14 protein-coding genes are annotated in these 16,715 nt (G+C 68.7%); 4 read left to right on the top strand and 10 right to left on the bottom strand.

The window, feature by feature from the left end:
* The first annotated feature begins 101 nt into the window (after window positions 1–101).
* Together BW41_RS06900 and BW41_RS06895 are read left to right on the top strand one after the other, a co-directional pair.
* Window positions 102–1,877, top strand: coding sequence for a fatty acyl-AMP ligase (locus BW41_RS06900; RefSeq protein ID WP_037533261.1), 1,776 nt, complete (start codon window positions 102–104; stop codon window positions 1,875–1,877).
* Between the two features lie 371 nt (window positions 1,878–2,248).
* Entirely contained in the window at window positions 2,249–4,591 is a 2,343-nt protein-coding gene (locus BW41_RS06895; RefSeq protein ID WP_051583316.1) for a putative bifunctional diguanylate cyclase/phosphodiesterase, read from the top strand.
* Window positions 4,592–4,595: 4 nt separating this feature from the next.
* On the opposite strand, the gene BW41_RS06890 is transcribed toward BW41_RS06895, so the two are convergent.
* The 6 genes from BW41_RS06890 to BW41_RS06865 are packed head-to-tail and all read right to left on the bottom strand — an operon-like array spanning window position 4,596 to window position 9,770.
* On the bottom strand, window positions 4,596–4,940 hold the full coding sequence (locus BW41_RS06890) for a DUF3140 domain-containing protein (protein WP_037532830.1): 345 nt from the start codon (window positions 4,938–4,940) through the stop codon (window positions 4,596–4,598).
* A gap of 59 nt (window positions 4,941–4,999) precedes the next feature.
* Window positions 5,000–6,379, bottom strand: coding sequence for a hypothetical protein (locus tag BW41_RS06885; protein WP_037532828.1), 1,380 nt, complete (start codon window positions 6,377–6,379; stop codon window positions 5,000–5,002).
* Window positions 6,380–6,386: 7 nt separating this feature from the next.
* The gene (gene lpdA / locus BW41_RS06880) at window positions 6,387–7,781 is read right to left on the bottom strand and encodes a dihydrolipoyl dehydrogenase (RefSeq protein ID WP_037532826.1); all 1,395 of its coding nucleotides are present in this window, start codon (window positions 7,779–7,781) and stop codon (window positions 6,387–6,389) included.
* A 27-nt stretch (window positions 7,782–7,808) separates the two neighbouring features.
* On the bottom strand, window positions 7,809–8,156 hold the full coding sequence (locus BW41_RS06875) for an acyl-CoA thioesterase (protein WP_051583333.1): 348 nt from the start codon (window positions 8,154–8,156) through the stop codon (window positions 7,809–7,811).
* 41 nt (window positions 8,157–8,197) lie between these two features.
* Window positions 8,198–8,398, bottom strand: a complete 201-nt coding sequence (locus BW41_RS06870) for a hypothetical protein (RefSeq protein WP_037532819.1) — start codon at window positions 8,396–8,398, stop codon at window positions 8,198–8,200.
* Between the two features lie 7 nt (window positions 8,399–8,405).
* Window positions 8,406–9,770, bottom strand: coding sequence for a pyruvate dehydrogenase complex dihydrolipoamide acetyltransferase (locus BW41_RS06865; RefSeq protein WP_037532816.1), 1,365 nt, complete (start codon window positions 9,768–9,770; stop codon window positions 8,406–8,408).
* 111 nt (window positions 9,771–9,881) lie between these two features.
* On the opposite strand from BW41_RS06865, the gene BW41_RS06860 reads away from it, so the two are divergent.
* Both BW41_RS06860 and BW41_RS06855 read left to right on the top strand, forming a co-directional pair.
* Window positions 9,882–10,337, top strand: a complete 456-nt coding sequence (locus tag BW41_RS06860; protein WP_037533255.1) for a universal stress protein — start codon at window positions 9,882–9,884, stop codon at window positions 10,335–10,337.
* Between the two features lie 49 nt (window positions 10,338–10,386).
* Complete coding sequence (locus BW41_RS06855) at window positions 10,387–11,673, top strand: M20/M25/M40 family metallo-hydrolase (protein ID WP_037532814.1); 1,287 nt, start codon at window positions 10,387–10,389, stop codon at window positions 11,671–11,673.
* Window positions 11,674–11,954: 281 nt separating this feature from the next.
* On the opposite strand, the gene BW41_RS06850 is transcribed toward BW41_RS06855, so the two are convergent.
* The 4 genes from BW41_RS06850 to BW41_RS06830 form a co-directional block, all read right to left on the bottom strand.
* On the bottom strand, window positions 11,955–12,836 hold the full coding sequence (locus BW41_RS06850) for a D-alanyl-D-alanine carboxypeptidase family protein (protein WP_081792957.1): 882 nt from the start codon (window positions 12,834–12,836) through the stop codon (window positions 11,955–11,957).
* 10 nt (window positions 12,837–12,846) lie between these two features.
* Window positions 12,847–13,218: a hypothetical protein gene (locus BW41_RS06845; RefSeq protein WP_235199675.1), complete on the bottom strand. Its 372-nt coding sequence runs from the start codon at window positions 13,216–13,218 to the stop codon at window positions 12,847–12,849.
* Window positions 13,219–13,228: 10 nt separating this feature from the next.
* Complete coding sequence (locus BW41_RS06840) at window positions 13,229–14,689, bottom strand: L,D-transpeptidase family protein (RefSeq protein WP_443027640.1); 1,461 nt, start codon at window positions 14,687–14,689, stop codon at window positions 13,229–13,231.
* Between the two features lie 458 nt (window positions 14,690–15,147).
* A complete protein-coding gene (locus tag BW41_RS06830) occupies window positions 15,148–16,641 on the bottom strand; it encodes a replicative DNA helicase (protein ID WP_037532809.1) in 1,494 nt (497 codons plus the stop codon).
* Window positions 16,642–16,715 lie beyond the last annotated feature (74 nt).

Raw genomic sequence — 16,715 nt, 5'->3', positions numbered from 1 at the left:
ATGTTGTTGCCACACTGGCACCGGATTTAGAACGATGATCGTGCGTTAAAGCGCATAGTGACGATGGTTTCGCCGGTTTGGCGACTGAACAGGAATACGTGATGACCGAGCAGTCCGCGCCTTCGCCGACGCCCCAGCCGACGGCCACGCCGACGCTGGACGCCCTGCCGCGCCGGTATGCCGACTTCGATACGCTGGGCGAGGCGCTCGATTACGCCGCGCGTGGCGTGCGCGGCCTCAACTTCCACGATGCGCGCGGCATGTTGACCCGCCCCTATCCCTTCGCCGAGCTGCGCCACGACGCGATCGCCATGGCCTATCGGCTGATCGCCGCGGGCGTACGGCCGGAGGACCGCATCGCGCTGGTCGCCGAAACCGGTCCGGAATTCGCCGCCTTGTTCTTCGGCACGATCTACGCCGGCGCCTGGCCGGTGCCGCTGCCGCTGCCGACCTCGTTCGGCGGGCGCGATTCCTACATCGAGCAGCTCCGCGTCCAGCTCGCGAGCTGCGAGCCCAAGATGCTGATCTTCCCGCCCGAACTCGCCGCGATGGCGGCCGAGGCGGCGCAGCTCGCGGGCACGCAGGGGATCGACTGGTCCGACTTCGCGCGCGCCGACGCGCCGGCCGTGACGCTGCCGCAGGCGGAGGGCAGCGCGATCGCCTATCTGCAATATTCGAGCGGCTCGACGCGCTTCCCGCACGGCGTCGCGATCACGCATCATCAATTGCTCAACAATCTCGCCGCGCACAGCCACGGCATGGAGATCGCAGCGGAGGGCACCGATCGCTGCATCAGCTGGCTGCCCTGGTATCACGACATGGGGCTGGTCGGCTGCTTCCTGTCGCCGATCGCCAACCAGGTGTCGACCGACTATCTCAAGACCGAGGATTTCGCCCGGCGTCCGCTGGCGTGGCTCGACCTGATCAGCCGGCACGACGGCACCGCCCTCTCCTATTCGCCGACCTTCGGCTACGACATCTGCGCGCGTCGCATGTCGAGCCAGACCAAGGCATCCGACCGGTTCGACCTGTCGCGCTGGCGCGTCGCGGGCAACGGCGCCGACATGATCCGTCCCGACGTGATGCAGGCGTTCGTCGACGCCTTCGCCGACGCCGGCTTCAAGGCGAGCGCCTTCCTGCCGAGCTACGGCCTCGCCGAGGCGACGCTGGCGGTTTCGCTGATGCCGCCGGGCGAGGGCATCCGCGTCGAGCTGGTCGAGGAGACGCAATTGTCCGGCGGCGGCGAATCGCTCGCCGCCAACGATGGCCCGCGCCCGCAGCGGTTCCGCGCCATCGTCAATTGCGGCAAGCCGGTGCGCGACATGACCGTCGAGATCCGCGAGGAGGACGGCACTCCGCTGCCCGATGGGGCGATCGGCAAATTGTGGTGCAAGGGGCCGAGCGTGATGGTCGGCTATTTCCGCGATCCCGAGGCGACCGCGGCGTGCATGAGCGACGGCTGGCTCGATACCGGCGACATGGCCTATATGTCGGACGGCTACATCTACATCGTCGGTCGCGCCAAGGACATGATCATCGTCAACGGCAAGAACCATTGGCCGCAGGACATCGAATGGGCGGTCGAGCAATTGCCCGGCTTCAAGGCGGGTGACATCGCCGCCTTCGCGATCACCACACCGGGCGGCGAGGAGACGCCGGCGGTACTCGTCCAGTGTCGCAGCAGCGACGAGGCCGAGCGCCAGCGGCTGCGCGAGGAAATCCGCGAACGGGTCCGCTCGGTGACGGGGATGAACTGCGTCATCGAACTCATTCCGCCGCGCACGCTGCCGCGCACCAGCTCTGGCAAGCTCAGCCGCGCCAAGGCGCGCAACCTGTATCTGAGCGGCGACATCAAGCCGTACGCAATCGCCGCCTGAGCGCGGCCGCGCTCAGGCGCGGGCAGAGGCCGTCCGTCCGTGTGCCGCGCCGGAGTCGCGCCCTGCCGACCCTCTGCTGGCCGGCGAATCTATGGAGCGCGGCCGAGCAGCCCGCTTAGGGCCGGGGCGGAGCCGGTGCGGATCGTCGGGCTCCAGCCCGCGCGGCGACCGATCACAAATCCGGGCTTCGATGCCGACGCATTCCCCAAGGCGCGTTGCCTATGAGGCTTCGACCGGACGCAGCGCGATCCCTCCCCGCTGCAATGCCCGCGTTACAACCAGAATTCTCCGAAACGGATAGGTCAGAAGCCGATACGGTTCTAACACTCCGTCAACCCTCGCGCGCCTATCACCACGGCGTGACCCGAGAGATGATACCCGCCGCGGATCCGAGCGTGATCCGTTTCGCCCATTTGCTGGGGCTGCGTGACGGCGACGATGCCGCGCATTGGGCGCGGATCCGCTCGGCGCAGCTCGATGCGGGGCGGCAATTGGCGCTGCTGATGCTGGGCGCGAATCTGCTCGGCGCGGCGGCGACGGTGTCGCTGTTCGCGCGCCAGGTGCCGGGCTTGTGGCTCGGCGGCTGGGCGCTGCTCGTCGGCACGGTGGCGGTCGCGGTGGCGATCCGGCGGCTCGGCACGCGTCATCGCGACGGCGGCTATGCGTCGCAATCCGATCTGCGCGCCACCGCCGGCGAAGGCGTCGCGCTTGCCATTGCCTGGGCGATGCCGTGCCTGGTGTTCACCCAGCCGGGGTCGAACAGCGCCTATGTGCTGTGGATGATCCTGTCGGTGCTGATGACCGCGGGCGCGGTGGCGATGGCGCCGCTGGCGCTGGCGACGATCGCCTTCCTCGGCGGACTCGGCCTGTCGGTGACGATCAAGCTGGTCATGAACGGCAGCTTCGCCGCGGCCGGCGCGACGACCGTGTTCACGGTGATGCTGATCGCGATCTGCCTCAATCGCGCGCGCTCGCTGGTGGTGATTCGGGTCGGCCAGATGGCCTTAGCCGAACGCGACGAGACGGTGAGCCTGCTGCTGCGGGAATTCGAGGAGACCAATGCCGACTGGCTGTGGGAGACCGATGCCGCCCGCCGCGTCGTCCGCGCCTCGCCACGGTTCGCCTATGCCTGCGGGCTCGATCCCGTGACGATCGAGGGCATGCCCTTCCTCCAGGTGCTCGCCGGGCCGAGCTGGGAGACGGGCGATTTCGCGCCAGGGCTGCGCCATCTTGCCGACAAGCTGAAGACGCGCGAGAGCTTCCGCGACCTGCGGCTGTCGCTCAACGTCGAAGGGCAGGAACGCTGGTGGGAGCTCGCCGCCAGCCCGCGCTTCGACGAGAATGGATCCTTCTGCGGCTTCCGCGGCGTCGGCTCCGACGTCACCGAACAGCGCGCCTCCGACGACAAGATCAACCGCATGGCGCGGTTCGACACGCTGACCGGGCTTCCCAACCGGCTGATGGTCAACGAAACGCTCGCCCGCGCGATGAGCGAGGCGGACAAATGGGGCGGCCGCTGCGCCTTCATGATGATCGATCTCGACCGGTTCAAGGCGGTCAACGACACGCTCGGCCACCCGGTCGGCGACCGGTTGCTCAGCCGCGTCGCCGAGCGGCTCGGCCAGTTGATGAACGACAACACCAATTGCGGCCGGCTCGGCGGCGACGAATTCGCGGTGGTGATGCGCGACGCGACCGACACGCGCGCGGTCGAGAGCCTCGCCCAGCGGATCATCGAGACGCTGTCGCGCCCCTATGAGGTCGACGCGCATACCCTCTATATCGGCGCCTCGGTCGGGCTCGCGATCGGGCCGCGCGACGGCCGCACCGCCGAGATGCTGATCCGCTCCGCCGATCTCGCGCTCTATCGCGCCAAGGACGCCGGCCGCGGCGTCTACCACGCCTATGAGCCCGAGCTGCACGTCCAGGCGGAGGAGCGGCGCGTGCTCGAAATGGCGCTGCGTCAGGCGCTCGACAAGGGCGAGATGCACCTCCACTATCAGCCGGTGGTCGATGCCGCGACCGGCAGCCTGACCGGTTTCGAGGCGCTGCTGCGCTGGCACAGTCCGCAATTCGGCGACGTCTCGCCCGCCAAGTTCATTCCGCTCGCCGAGGAGGCGCGGCTGATCCAGCCGATCGGCGAATGGGTGCTGCGCACCGCCTGCGCCGAAGCGGCACGCTGGCCGGCGCCGACACGGGTCGCGGTCAACGTCTCCGCCGACCAGTTGCAGAACCCCGGCTTCGTCGCCGTCGTCACCTCGGCGCTTGCCGAATCGGGATTGTCGGTCGAGCGGCTCGAGCTCGAGGTGACCGAGAGCGTGTTCATGCACGAGGGGCTCGGCGCGACCAAGACGCTCGAACGTATCCTCGATCTCGGCGTGCGCCTCAGCCTTGACGATTTCGGCACCGGCTATTCGAGCCTCGGCTATCTGTCGCGGACGCGCTTTTCCTCGATCAAGATCGACCGCAGCTTCGTCCAGGGCGCGTCAAAGGGCGTCAAGGAGGCGATCGCGATCATCCGCGCCGTCGTCGCGCTGGCGCAAAGCCTCGGCATGGCGACCACCGCGGAAGGCGTGGAGACCGAGGCCGAACACCATATGGTCCAGGACCTCGGCTGTACGAAGGTACAGGGCTATTATTTCGGCCGTCCGCTGCCGGTCGAGGAAGCCCGCGCCGTGGCGAGCCGCCGCTGGGACGAGACGGTCGCCGCCTAGGGGGTCACTTCAGCGGGTCGTGGCCCCAGTTCATCAGCGAATAGCGCCAGTCGCTATGCTCGACGTCCTTGGCCGGCCCGCCCTGGGCGAGGTGGCGGTGCACGTAGCTCACCACCTTCTTCATATGCTTGTAGTCGTCGTCGCTGCGATCGGCCTTCTTGGTGCGCTTGATCTCGACGATGCGCCGGCCCGAGGCGTGACCGACGCTCTCGCCCTTGCCGTCCCCATCCTCGCCCTTCCAGCCGACGCGTTTGCTGTCGTCGGTGTCGAGGAACTTCTCCAGCTCGGCGGGCGCCATGTTGACCGCTTCGTTGAACGTCTTCTCGATCTCGGCGTGATCGTCGGCCATGTATCGCTCTCCTTCGCCCGGCCCAACGTCGCGAGGCCCGCGACGGTTGCGCGTCCGCGTCAGCCGAGCATCCCGGTATAGGTCTGCGGCGAGAGCGGCAGGAGCAGCCGCGCGACGCCGCCGATCACGATCACCGCGACGAGCAGCAGCACAAGGGCCCGCGGCCAGCGCCTCGGCCCGAGCAGCACCCAGCCGATCAGCGTCGCCGCCAGCGTCCACAGATGGTAGCGCAGGTCGGAGGCGATGCTGATCACCGCGAAGCTCGCCTCGATCGCCAGCGCCGAGGTGAACAGCGCGCGCGCCAGCGCATCGTCCCGGCGCCGCCAGGCGCAGCGCAGCCCGGCGAGCGCCGCGACCATCCAGACGATCGGCCAGCCGAGCGGCGTCTCCAGCAGCAGCGCGGCGAAGCGCTGCCATCCCGCCGCCGCTTTGCCCGGATTGGCGAAGCCGAGCTGGTTGGGTTCGCTGGCGACGGGCGGGGCGGCGCCCGGCCAGCGATAGGGTACCCACAGCCGCTCGGTCGAATTGAGATGCGCAAGGCGATGACCGGCATAAGCGATCGGATGGCGCAGGATCATCGTCGCGAGCCGCACGTACAGCGTCGCCGGCGGCGTCGCGTGCAGCGGCGCCACCAGAGCCTCGCAACGGCGCGGCTCGCCGAGCGGGTCCCAGAAATAGGGGCGGACACACCCCTTGGCGCGCATCGCGGCGAAGGTCGCAGGCGGCAGACCGACCGCCGCGTCACCGCTCGCGACGCCGATCCCGGACAGATCGTAGAGCGCCTGCGTCCGCTCGACGCCGCTGCGCTCGCCATGAAGCAGCTGGTGGTTGATCGGCGCGGCGAGCGCGATCGCCAGCACGACGCCGAACAGCGCGAGCGCCACCCGGCGCAGCCCGGTCGGCCGCGGCAGCAGCATCACGGCCAGCGGCACCACCGCGAAGGGCGCATTGGCGCGGACGAGCATCGCATACCCGCACAGCAGCGCCACCGCCCCGATCGCCCAGCCCGGCATCGCCCGACCGTGCAGCCGCCACCAGCCGGTCACGCCGACCGCGGCGATCAGCGCCGCGGCCATCTGCAGGTCCTTAAGCACCGCGCTCTGCCAGCCGAGCAACGGCGGCCACAGGCCGATGCCGAGCATCGCCACCGCTGCCGCCCGCCGCCCATGGGCGGCGAGAGCCGCCGCCAGCAGGCCGAGCCCGAGCCAATAGCCGCCGAGCTGCACGATCAGCATCGGCGCCGGTCCGCGCGCACCGAACAGCGACCAGAGCCGCGCCATCACCGGCGGATGCCAGTCGTCGTACCGCCCGCCCGTCGCCTGCGCATATTGCGCGAGGCTGTCATAGGCGAGATAGCCCGGCCAGAAGAGCGCGAGCGACAGCAGACACAGAAGCGCCGCCGCGCCACCGAAGCGACGGGCGGCGCGGCTGTCGATCATGCCGATCCTAGAAGTGGAGCGCGCGACCATAAGCGCCGAGCACGCTTTCATGCATCATCTCGCTGAGCGTCGGGTGCGCGAACACCGTCTCCATCAGCTCATGCTCGGTGGTTTCGAGCTGACGTGCGATGACATAGCCCTGGATCAGCTCGGTGACTTCCGCGCCGATCATGTGCGCGCCGAGCAACTCGCCGGTCTTGGCGTCGAACACCGTCTTGACGAAGCCCTCCGCCTCGCCGAGCGCGATCGCCTTGCCGTTACCGATGAACGGGAATTTGCCGACCTTCACCGCATGCCCCGCCTCCTTGGCCTTGGCCTCGGTCAGGCCGACGCTGGCGACCTGCGGACGGCTGTAGGTGCAGCCGGGGATATTCCACGTCTCGAACGGATGCGGGTCCTGGCCGGCGATCTTCTCGACGCAGACGATGCCCTCGTGGCTCGCCTTGTGCGCGAGCCACGGTGCGCCGGTGACGTCGCCGATCGCATAGATCCCCTCGACGTTGGTGCGGCCGAAGCCGTCGACCTTGATATGGCCGCGCTCGGTCTCGACGCCCAGCGCCTCCAGCCCGATATTCTCGGTATTGGGGACGATGCCGATCGCGACGATCGCATGGCTGAATTCGGTGCTGGTGACCTTGCCGTCGGCGCCCTTGATCGCCGCGGTGACGCCGTTGGCGCCGCCTTCGAGCTTTTCGAGGCCCGATTTGGTGAGGATCTTGATCCCCTGCTTGGTCAGCGCCTTGGTCATGAACTCGCTGACCTCGGCATCCTCGACCGGCAGGATCCGGTCGAGCATTTCGACGATCGTGACGTCCGCGCCCATGTCGTTGTAGAAGCTCGCGAATTCGACACCGATCGCGCCCGATCCGATAACCAGCAGCTTGGTCGGCATCACCTCGGGCACCATCGCATGGCGATAGGTCCAGATTCGCTTGCCGTCGGCCTTGGCGAAGGGCAGGTCGCGGGCGCGCGCGCCGGTCGCGACCATGATGTGCTTGGCGGTCAGCTCGATCGTCTGGTCGCCCTGCTTGACGCTGAGCTTGCCCTTGCCGGTGAGCGCGCCGACGCCCTCGAACACCTGGACCTTGTTCTTCTTCATCAGGCCCTTGACGCCGGCGTTGAGCTGGCCGGCGACCTTGCGGCTGCGATCGACGATCTTGGCCAGGTCGAAGCCGACATTGTCCGCCTTGAGCCCGTAGGTCTCGGCGTGGGTCATGTAATGATAGACTTCCGAGGTGCGCAGCAGCGCCTTGGTCGGGATACAGCCCCAGTTGAGGCAGATGCCGCCGAGCCGCTCGCGCTCGACGATGCCGACCTTGAGGCCGAGCTGGCTCGCCCGGATCGCCGCGACATAGCCGCCGGGACCCGAACCGAGGATGAGAAGGTCGAAGGTATCAGCCACGTATATCGTCCTTACCGGGGAGGGTCATCAGTTGGTCGCGGGCAGCGGCGCGACACGGCGCGGCGCCCGGTTTTCATCGGTGGCGACGAAGACGAAGCGCGCCTGCGTCACCTTGGTGGTGTCTTCGAGATGGCGGGCGCGGCGCCATGCCTCGACCTCGATCGTCATCGACGTATTGCCGACCGCGACGAGCCGCGCATAGACCGACACCTCGTCGCCGACGAGCACCGGCGCGTGGAACTTCATCGCATCGCAGGCGATCGTCACCGCGCGGCCACCGGCATGGCGCGATGCGACCGAGCCGGCGGCCAGATCCATCTGCCCCATCAGCCAGCCGCCGAAGATATCGCCATAGGGATTGGCGTCGGACGGCATCGCGGTGACGCGGATCGTCGGCGACCCTTGCGGAAGTCCGGTCAATTCTGCCTCCTGTCGATCGCCCGGGCACGACGCAGCGGGCCGATGCTCATCAGCACGCTCGCCACCATCGCCCCCGCGCCGCACCACCAGATCGTCTTATAGCCGAGCGGATAGGCCCAGGCGGCGACCCAGGTCAGCGCCGCGGCGGCGACGAGGCCGCCGACGAGGTAGAGCAGCTCGACCGTCGTCCGCGCCACGGCCGCCTCAGGCGAGCATGCCGAGCGGCCGCTCGACCAGCTCCTTGAACACCTTCATCAGTTCGGCGCCGTCGGCACCGTCGATCGCGCGATGATCGAAGCTGCCGGTCGCCGACATTACCGTCGCCACCGCGAGCTGGCCGTCGACGACATAGGGACGCTGCTCGCCCGCGCCGATCGCCATGATCATGCCCTGCGGCGGATTGATCACCGCCTCGAACTGCTTGATGCCGAACATGCCCATGTTGCTGATCGACGCGGTGCCGCCCTGGAATTCCTCGGGCTTCAGCTTGTTGTCGCGCGCGCGGCCGGCAAGGTCTTTCACCTCGGCCGAGATGGTCGACAGGCTCTTCGTATCGGCGCCGACGACGATCGGCGTGATCAGCCCCGACGGGGTCGACACCGCGACCGAGATATCGGCGCGCTTGAAGCTGATCAGCTGGTCGGGGGTGAACATGACGTTGCACTTGGGCACCGCGATCAGCGCCTGCGCCAGCGCCTTGACCAGCATGTCGTTGACCGACAGCTTGACGCCGCGGCTCTCCAGCGCGGTGTTGAGCTCGCCGCGCAGCTTGAGCAGCGCGTCGAGCCGGATGTCCACCGTCAGGTAGATGTGCGGCACGGTCTGCTTCGATTCGGTCAGGCGGCGCGCGATCGTCTTGCGCATGTTGCTGAGCTTGGTCGCCTCGTGCGGGATGTCCGGCACGGCGGCGGGCTTGGCCGGCGCGGCAGCCGCGGGCGCGGCCGACGTGGCGGCCGGAGCGGGCGCAGCGGCAGCGGCGGGCTTGTGACCCTCGACGTCCGCCTTGACGATGCGGCCGTTGGGGCCGGAGCCGGTGACGCCGCTCAATGCGATGCCCTTGTCGGCGGCGATGCGGCGGGCGAGCGGGCTCGCCTTGACGCGGCCGCCATTCCCCTGCGGCGCGGCTGCGGGGGCGGCAGCAGCCGGAGCGGCACCGACGTCGGCGGGCTTGCCGTGATCCTCGGCCTGGGTGATCGTGCGATCGAACGGCTTGGCCTCGCTGCCCGTCTTGTTCGGATCGGTGGGATCGGGGCGACCCTTGAATTCGGGATCGGTCGGTTCGGGCGTCTCCGCCTTGGTCGGTGCCTGCACCGATGCGGCATCCTCACCCTCTTCGGCGAGGATCGCGATCACCGCGCCGACCTTCACATTGTCGGTGCCCTCGGCGATCAGGATCTTGGCGATCGTGCCCTCGTCGACCGCCTCGAACTCCATCGTCGCCTTGTCGGTTTCGATTTCGGCCATGATGTCGCCGGACTTGACGCTATCGCCTTCCTTGACGAGCCACTTGGCGAGCGTGCCCTCTTCCATCGTCGGCGACAGCGCGGGCATCTTGATCTCGATCGACATGCAGGTCCTCTTGCCTGGGGAGCAGGCCGCTCCCTTCGCGCCCTGAGCGCGGGGGGTCAAGTCTTGCGCGTGGATCGCTCCCACGGCACGTAGCGGAAAAGGGGCAAAATGATGCGTATCTACCTGGTCGTGGTCGATGAGAGCCCGGAAGCGGAGATCGCGCTGCGCTTCGCCGCCCGGCGCGCGGTGAAGACGGGCGGCGGCGTCGAGATCCTGACGCTGCTGCCGCCGCAGGAATTCATCGCCTTCGGCGGCGTGCAGGCGACGATCGAGGAGGAAGCGATGCAGCATGCCGAGGGGCTGGTCGCCGCCGCGGCGGGGACGCTGATCGAGGAATCGGGGCTGCGCCCGGCGATCACCGTGCGGCAGGGCGACGGCCCCAAGATCATCCGCGAGATGATCGCCGCCAATGCCAATATCGCCGCGCTGGTGCTCGGCGCCGCGCCGGCGGGGGCACCGGGCAAGCTGGTCAGCCATTTCGCCGGCTCCGATGCCGGCGCGCTGCCGGTGCCGGTGATGATCATTCCCGGCTCGCTCAGCCGCGAGGCGATCGACCGGTTGAGCTGATCCTGCGCTAAGCGCTTGAGCGCGTGCCGTTGTCGCGTCACACTAGGCCATGATCCTTGCCGCTTTGCTCGCCGCCGCCGTTGCCGGCCCCGCCCCCGTCCCTGCGCCCAGCCCGACACGCCTGAAGGCGAGCGTCAGCGCGTTGGTCGGCTTCGGCACCCGCCACACTTTGTCGTCGGCGACCGATCCCAAGCGCGGCATCGGCGCGGCGCGCACCTGGGCCGCCCAGCAATTCGCGGCGATCGGCCGCGACTGCGGCGGCTGCATCACCGTCGAGCGAATCAACCGCCGCTTCGACGGCCCGCGCGCGCCGAACGGCGTGATCGTCGAGGACGTGCTCGGCATCCAGCGCGGGCGCGACCCCAATCGCGTCATCATCATCGGCGGCCATATCGACAGCCGCGTCACCGACGTGATGGACGCGACCAGCGACGCGCCCGGCGCCAATGACGATGCCTCCGGCGTCGCGCTGGTGCTGGAGACCGCGCGGCTCCTGTCCAAGCGGCAATTCGACGCGACGATCATCTATGTCGCCTTCTCCGCCGAGGAACAGGGATTGTGGGGCGCCGAGCTGCTCGCCGACACCGCGGCGACGCGCGGCTGGCAGGTGACCGCGATGCTCAACAACGACATCGTCGGCAACAGCATCGGCCAGGGCGGCGTGCGCGACGCCGGCCGCGTGCGCGTCTTCTCCGAGGGCATCCGCGCATCCGAGGACCTGCCGCAGGCGATGCGCCGGCGCGGCGAAGGCGGCGAGGACGACGGCCCGAGCCGCGCGCTCGCCAAGACGATCGATACGATCGCCGACGGCATTCCCGGCGGCTTCGACGTGGTGATCGATCGCCGTCCCGACCGGTTCGGCCGCGGCGGCGACCACGAACCCTTCCTCAAGCGCGGCTATCCGGCGGTGCGCTTCTCGGTCGGTGCGGAAAACTGGGATGCGCAGCATCAGGATCTGCGCACCGACAAGGGCGTCGTCTATGGCGACACGATCGACCGGATGGACTTCGCCTATCTCGCCAAGGTCACCGCAATCAACGCCGCCACCGTCGCGCGACTCGCCGCCGCGCCGGCCGCACCGGCCAATGTCACCCTGGTCGGCGATCTCTCGCGCGACACGAAGGTGAGCTGGACGCCGGTGCCGGGCGCGTCGGGCTATCGCATCCGCTGGCGCGCCAACGACACCGCCGCCTGGGCGCACGCCCGCGACGTCAGCGGCACCAGCGCGACGATGGTGCAGACGCCGGTCGACGACACCTTCTTCGCGGTCTCGGCCTTGGCGGCGGACGGCAGCGAGAGCCTGCCGACCTTCGGCGGCCGCGCCTCGCGGCGGTAGGAGGCGGGCGGGCGTCGATGCTGTGGCCCGTTGCTGTCGGGACGCAGACTTGTGGCATCGATGCCGAAGCACTCCCCCATCGGCGACACCGCGTCCATGGATCCCGGCCTTCGCCGGGATGACGAATTTGGGGGGCGGCCCTTCCCACTCTCCTCGTCATCCCGGCAGAATCCGGGAGCCATGGTTAGGGAGCCGACGTGGGGCGCACCGCCGCACGACATGGCGTCATCGGCAGACCATGGACGGACGAAAGGCGGTGGCCTCCGCCCCTGCCCCCGCTCCTACTTCCCCCGCCCGAGCCATTCCTCGAGCGTCTCCGGCGGCTCCGCCCGTGCCGATGCGCGCGACGGTGTTGCGAATCCCTCGGTCAGCATCTTCGCCACGCGCCGGTCGCGCAGCGCGACCGAGCGTTCGCCGATCACCACCGCGATCAGCCGCCGGTTGCCGCGCTTGGCGGAGGCGGCAAGCGCGAAGCCGGCTTCGGCGGTATAGCCGGTCTTGATGCCGTCGGCGCCGGGATAGCTGCCGAGCAGATGGTTGTGATTCTGCACCCGTCGCCCCGCCCAGCTGAACGAGCGGGTCGCAAACGCCGCATAGCGCATCGGGTGGTCGCGCAGCAGCGCCATTGAGAGGCGTGCGATGTCCTGCGCGGTGGTGAGGTTGGCGCCGGGCAATCCGGTGGCGTTGGTGAACGACGTGTCCTGCAGGCCGAGCGCGCGCGCCTTCTGGGTCATCATCCGCGCGAAGCGATCCTCGGTCCCGCCGATCCGCTCGGCGAGCGCGACCGCGACGTCATTGGCGGAGATCACCGCCACCGCGCGGATCGCCTGTTCGACGGTCATCGTCGCGCCCGGCCGCATGCCCACCTTGGACGGCTGCATCGCCGCGGCATAGCGCGAGAAGCGCACCGGATCGCCGGGGTGGAGCGTGCCGGCATCGAGCGCGTCGAAGGTAAGGAACAGCGTCATCATCTTGGTCAGCGACGCCGGCCGCCGGACGATGCCGGCATTTTCGGCGAAGAGCACGCTGCCGTCGCGCGCATCGACCAGGATCGCCGAGACCGGCCGGGTCACCGCCGCCGCCGGCACCGCCGCCGCGATCCCGCCGCACAGCATCAGCGCGCCGCACCAGACATGAAGCGTGCGGCGCGTCACCATCGTCATGCCATACGCCTTACTGCGGCTCCTGATCGTTGGACGTCGCCGTATCGTCGCGCGCCGGCGGCGCGTCGCGGCTGACCCGCGCGGTCATGCCGGTCGCATCGGCATCGTCGAGCACCTGCGCGTCGGGCTTGATCGGCGCTTCGGGCGGCGGCGCGATCACCGCGGCGGCATTGGCGTCGGGCAAGGGCTCGGGCGCGACGGTCGGCGTCTCGATCGGCCCGACCTCGGTCGAGGCGTTGGTCATCGGCTGATCGAGACCGAGCGTATTGTCGTCCATCGGCCCTTCGGGATCGGGCTTGGAACAGGCGGCGAGCGCGAGCAGTCCGGCGGCCAGCGCCGTCCCCGTCATCGCCATCCTCATCGTCTTGGTGCGAACGCTCATCATATCCTCGTTATCGTGATGCCAGTGCCTGCCGCGCCGAGCGCGCCTCGATCTTCGCCGCCAGCGTGCCGTCCCAGCCATAGGGATCGTCGCGGAAGTTCATCTGGCCGCTGCCGCTGGCGAAGGCGGTCCAGTAGAGCAGATAGACCGAGACCGGTTTGGTCAGCCGCGCCCGGACGGTATCGCCCTTCGCCACCGCGGCATCGATCGCCTCGGGCGTCCAGGTCGGATCGCCCTTGAGCAGCAATTGCGCAAGATCGGCGGGCTTCTCCAGCCGCACGCAGCCGTGGCTGGCGAGGCGGCTGAAGCTCGCGAACTTGGCGCGCGACGGCGTGTCGTGGAGATAGACCGAGAAGGCGTTGTCAAAGTCGAACTTGAAGCGGCCGAGCGCGCTCTGATCGCCCGCCACCTGTTGCAGGCGGGTGCCGTCGATGACGCGGAAGCCGTTGCGCTTGAAATAGCCGGGATCGCGCTTCTGCTTCGGCCACAATTCCTTGGTGGCGATCGAGGTCGGCACGTTCCACGGCGGATTGATGACGATGCTGTGGATCGTCGACGACAGCATCGGCGTCTCGTCACCGGGGCGGCCGGTCACCGCGCGCATCGACATCACCGGCGCGTCGCCGTCGAACACGGTGAGCACCGCGGCGGCGATGTTCACCTGGATACGGTCCTTGGGCAGGTCCTGCGGCAGCCAGCGCCAGCGCTCCATATTGGCCATGATCTGCCGCACCCGCGCCGCGGTCGGCACGTTGAGCGCGGCGAGCGTCTGGGTCGAGACGGTGCCGGTCGGGTTGAGGCCATAGCGGCGCTGCGCCCGGCGGACCGCCTCGACCAGCGGCGCGTCGAAGGTCGTGCCGGTGGTGGCGACGTCCTTGTCCTCGACCGCGAGCCGCTCGCGCAACGCGACGACGCGCGCGCCGGTCGCACCGAAACCGAGATCCGGTCCGGCCGCCAGCATCGGCCAGCCAGCCGAGGCGGCGATGCCGCGATAGCGATCGAGCCCCTGCTTCAGCCCGTCATAGCCCGCATAAGGCGGCGGCAGCGCCGCGAACCAGGCGGCGATCCGGTCACGCTTGACGGCATCGGCAAAGCCGGGGAGCGGATCGTAGACCGGCGGGCGCAGCCCCCAGTCGCGCTGGAAATCCGATTCGTCGAGCCGGCCGGCATGGACCGCGCGGGCATGGTCGAGCGCCTCGCGGACCAGCGCGTCCCGCGCCTCCGCGGTGGCGGCGGGCGGCGGGGTCAGCGCCAGACCCTGCGCCATCGTGTCCTTGCCGAGCAGCGCGGCAAGCTGCGTCGCCTGCGCCTCGGTCAGCGTCGGCAGCGGCACCGCGGGTGCCATCGGCACCGTCGCGGGCGCCGTCTGCGCCGGCACCGGCACGGCGACCGGCGGCGCGAGCTGCGCTGCGGCCGGCGCCACCGACGCCAGCCAGGTCGCCATCATCACCGTTGCTGTCGTTCGTCTCATCATCATCCCCCGGGCGGACGCCCTGAGTGGCGTCCGTCGCACCGTGCACCTCGCTCTAGGCTGAACGGACGGTCGCTGGCCACCGACAAGCGTCGGATTATTTACCATATGGTTATCCAGCGCTTAACTGTCACCGAGCGGTGGGCGGCATGACGCGATGGCGATCCCGTCGCCGCTCGTCGCTCGACCACGCTGCCTGCCGTCGCAGATCATCGCGACCTCGCGGGTCCCCTCCCCAATTTCACCGAGGCGGTGGCCGGGGTCCGCGCTGGCGGAGCCTTGCTGGTCTTCGCTACTGCTTCCCCACTGGACCCCGGCCTCCGCTGGGGTGGTCGGCATTTGTCGAGAGGTTCCGCAAAGCCAATACCGATCGGCGCCAAGAAGATCACCGGGCTCTGCTTTTCCGACAGTGCCGGAACAGACCTGCCACGCCAGTCGATCGCCCCCGGGACCGCGCCTCAATACCCTGCGTAGTCGCTGAACTTGGTGATCGTCGGATCGAACTTCATCACCACCTTGCCGGTCGAACCGTGGCGCTGCTTGGCGACGATCAGCTCCGCGAGGCCGTAGACGCGTTCCATGTCGCTCGCCCATTTGGCGTGATCCTCGAACACCTTGGCGTCGTCGCCTTCCATCGGCCGCTTCGGCTCGCGTTGCGCGGTGTAATAATCCTCGCGGAACACGAACCAGACCATGTCGGCGTCCTGCTCGATCGATCCCGATTCGCGCAGATCGGACAGCATCGGCCGTTTATCCTCGCGCTGCTCGACCGCACGGCTGAGCTGCGACAGCGCCAGCACCGGCACGTTCATGTCCTTCGCCAAAGTCTTCAGCCCGCGTGAGATCTCCGAAATCTCCTGGACGCGATTCTCCTTGCCGCCCTTGCCGCCGCTGGTCAGCAGCTGGAGGTAATCGACCACGACCAGTCCGATCTCGTTGTTGTGGCGGCGTTGCAGGCGGCGCACGCGGGTGTGGAGCGCGCTGATGCTGAGGCCGCCGGTATCGTCGATGAACAGCGGCAGCGTCTCGAGCTCCGCGGCGGCGGCAGCGAGCTGGCCGAACTCGGCCTTGCTGATCTTGCCCATACGCAGCGATTCGGAACTGATCCCCGATTGCTCGGCAAGGATACGCGTGGCGAGCTGGTCGGCGCTCATTTCGAGGCTGAAGAAGACGACCTTGGCGCCGACCGATTCGCTCGGCGGGATGCCGTCGGCCATGTCGCGCATCCAGCGCCGCGCCGCGTTGAAGGCGATGTTGGTGGCGAGCGAGGTCTTGCCCATGCCCGGTCGGCCGGCGAGGATCATCAGGTCGGAATGATGCATGCCGCCGATCTTGGCATTGACCGTGTCGAGCCCGGTGGTGACGCCCGACAGATGCCCGCCCGAATTGAGCGCGCGTTCGGCCATCTTGACCGCGGCGGTGGTCGCCTGCGCGAAGGTCTTGGTGGCATTCTCGGCACCGCCGTCGCCGGCGACCTTGTAGAGTTCCTCTTCGGCGAGCTCGATCTGCGCGCGTGGATTGACCTCTTCCGACGTGTCCATCGCGCGCTCGACCAGCGTCCGGCCGACGTTGACCAGCGCACGCAGCATGGCGAGATCGTAGATCTGCGTCGCGAACTGGCGCGCGCCGATCAGCCCGGCGCCCGATCCGGTCAGGCTGGCGAGATAGGCGGGGCCGCCCAGCTCGCGCATCCCCTCGTCCGCTTCGAACATCGGCCGCAACGTCACCGGCGTCGCGAGCATGTCGTTGACGCGCAGGGTCTTGATCGCGGCGAAGATGCGACCGTGGACGGGTTCGTAGAAATGCGTCGGTTCGAGCCGGTCGATCAGATCGTCGGCAAGCCGGTTGTCGATCATCATCGCGCCGAGCATCGCCGCTTCGGCTTCGACGTTACGGGGCAATTGCAGCGGCTCGGCGGGAGCCGCCGGAATCGGAAATGCGAGTGTGGCCATGCGCCGATCATACCCATGGCCGCGCCTGGCGGACAAACTCGTAATTGTCGTGACCGGCATCGGCCACTATCGGA

The sequence above is a fragment of the Sphingomonas sp. RIT328 genome, assembly GCF_000632225.1.
GTDB lineage: Bacteria > Pseudomonadota > Alphaproteobacteria > Sphingomonadales > Sphingomonadaceae > Sphingomonas > Sphingomonas kyungheensis.
The sequence above is the reverse complement of the archived record's forward strand: the minus strand, read 5'-3'. Positions and strand labels throughout refer to the sequence as shown.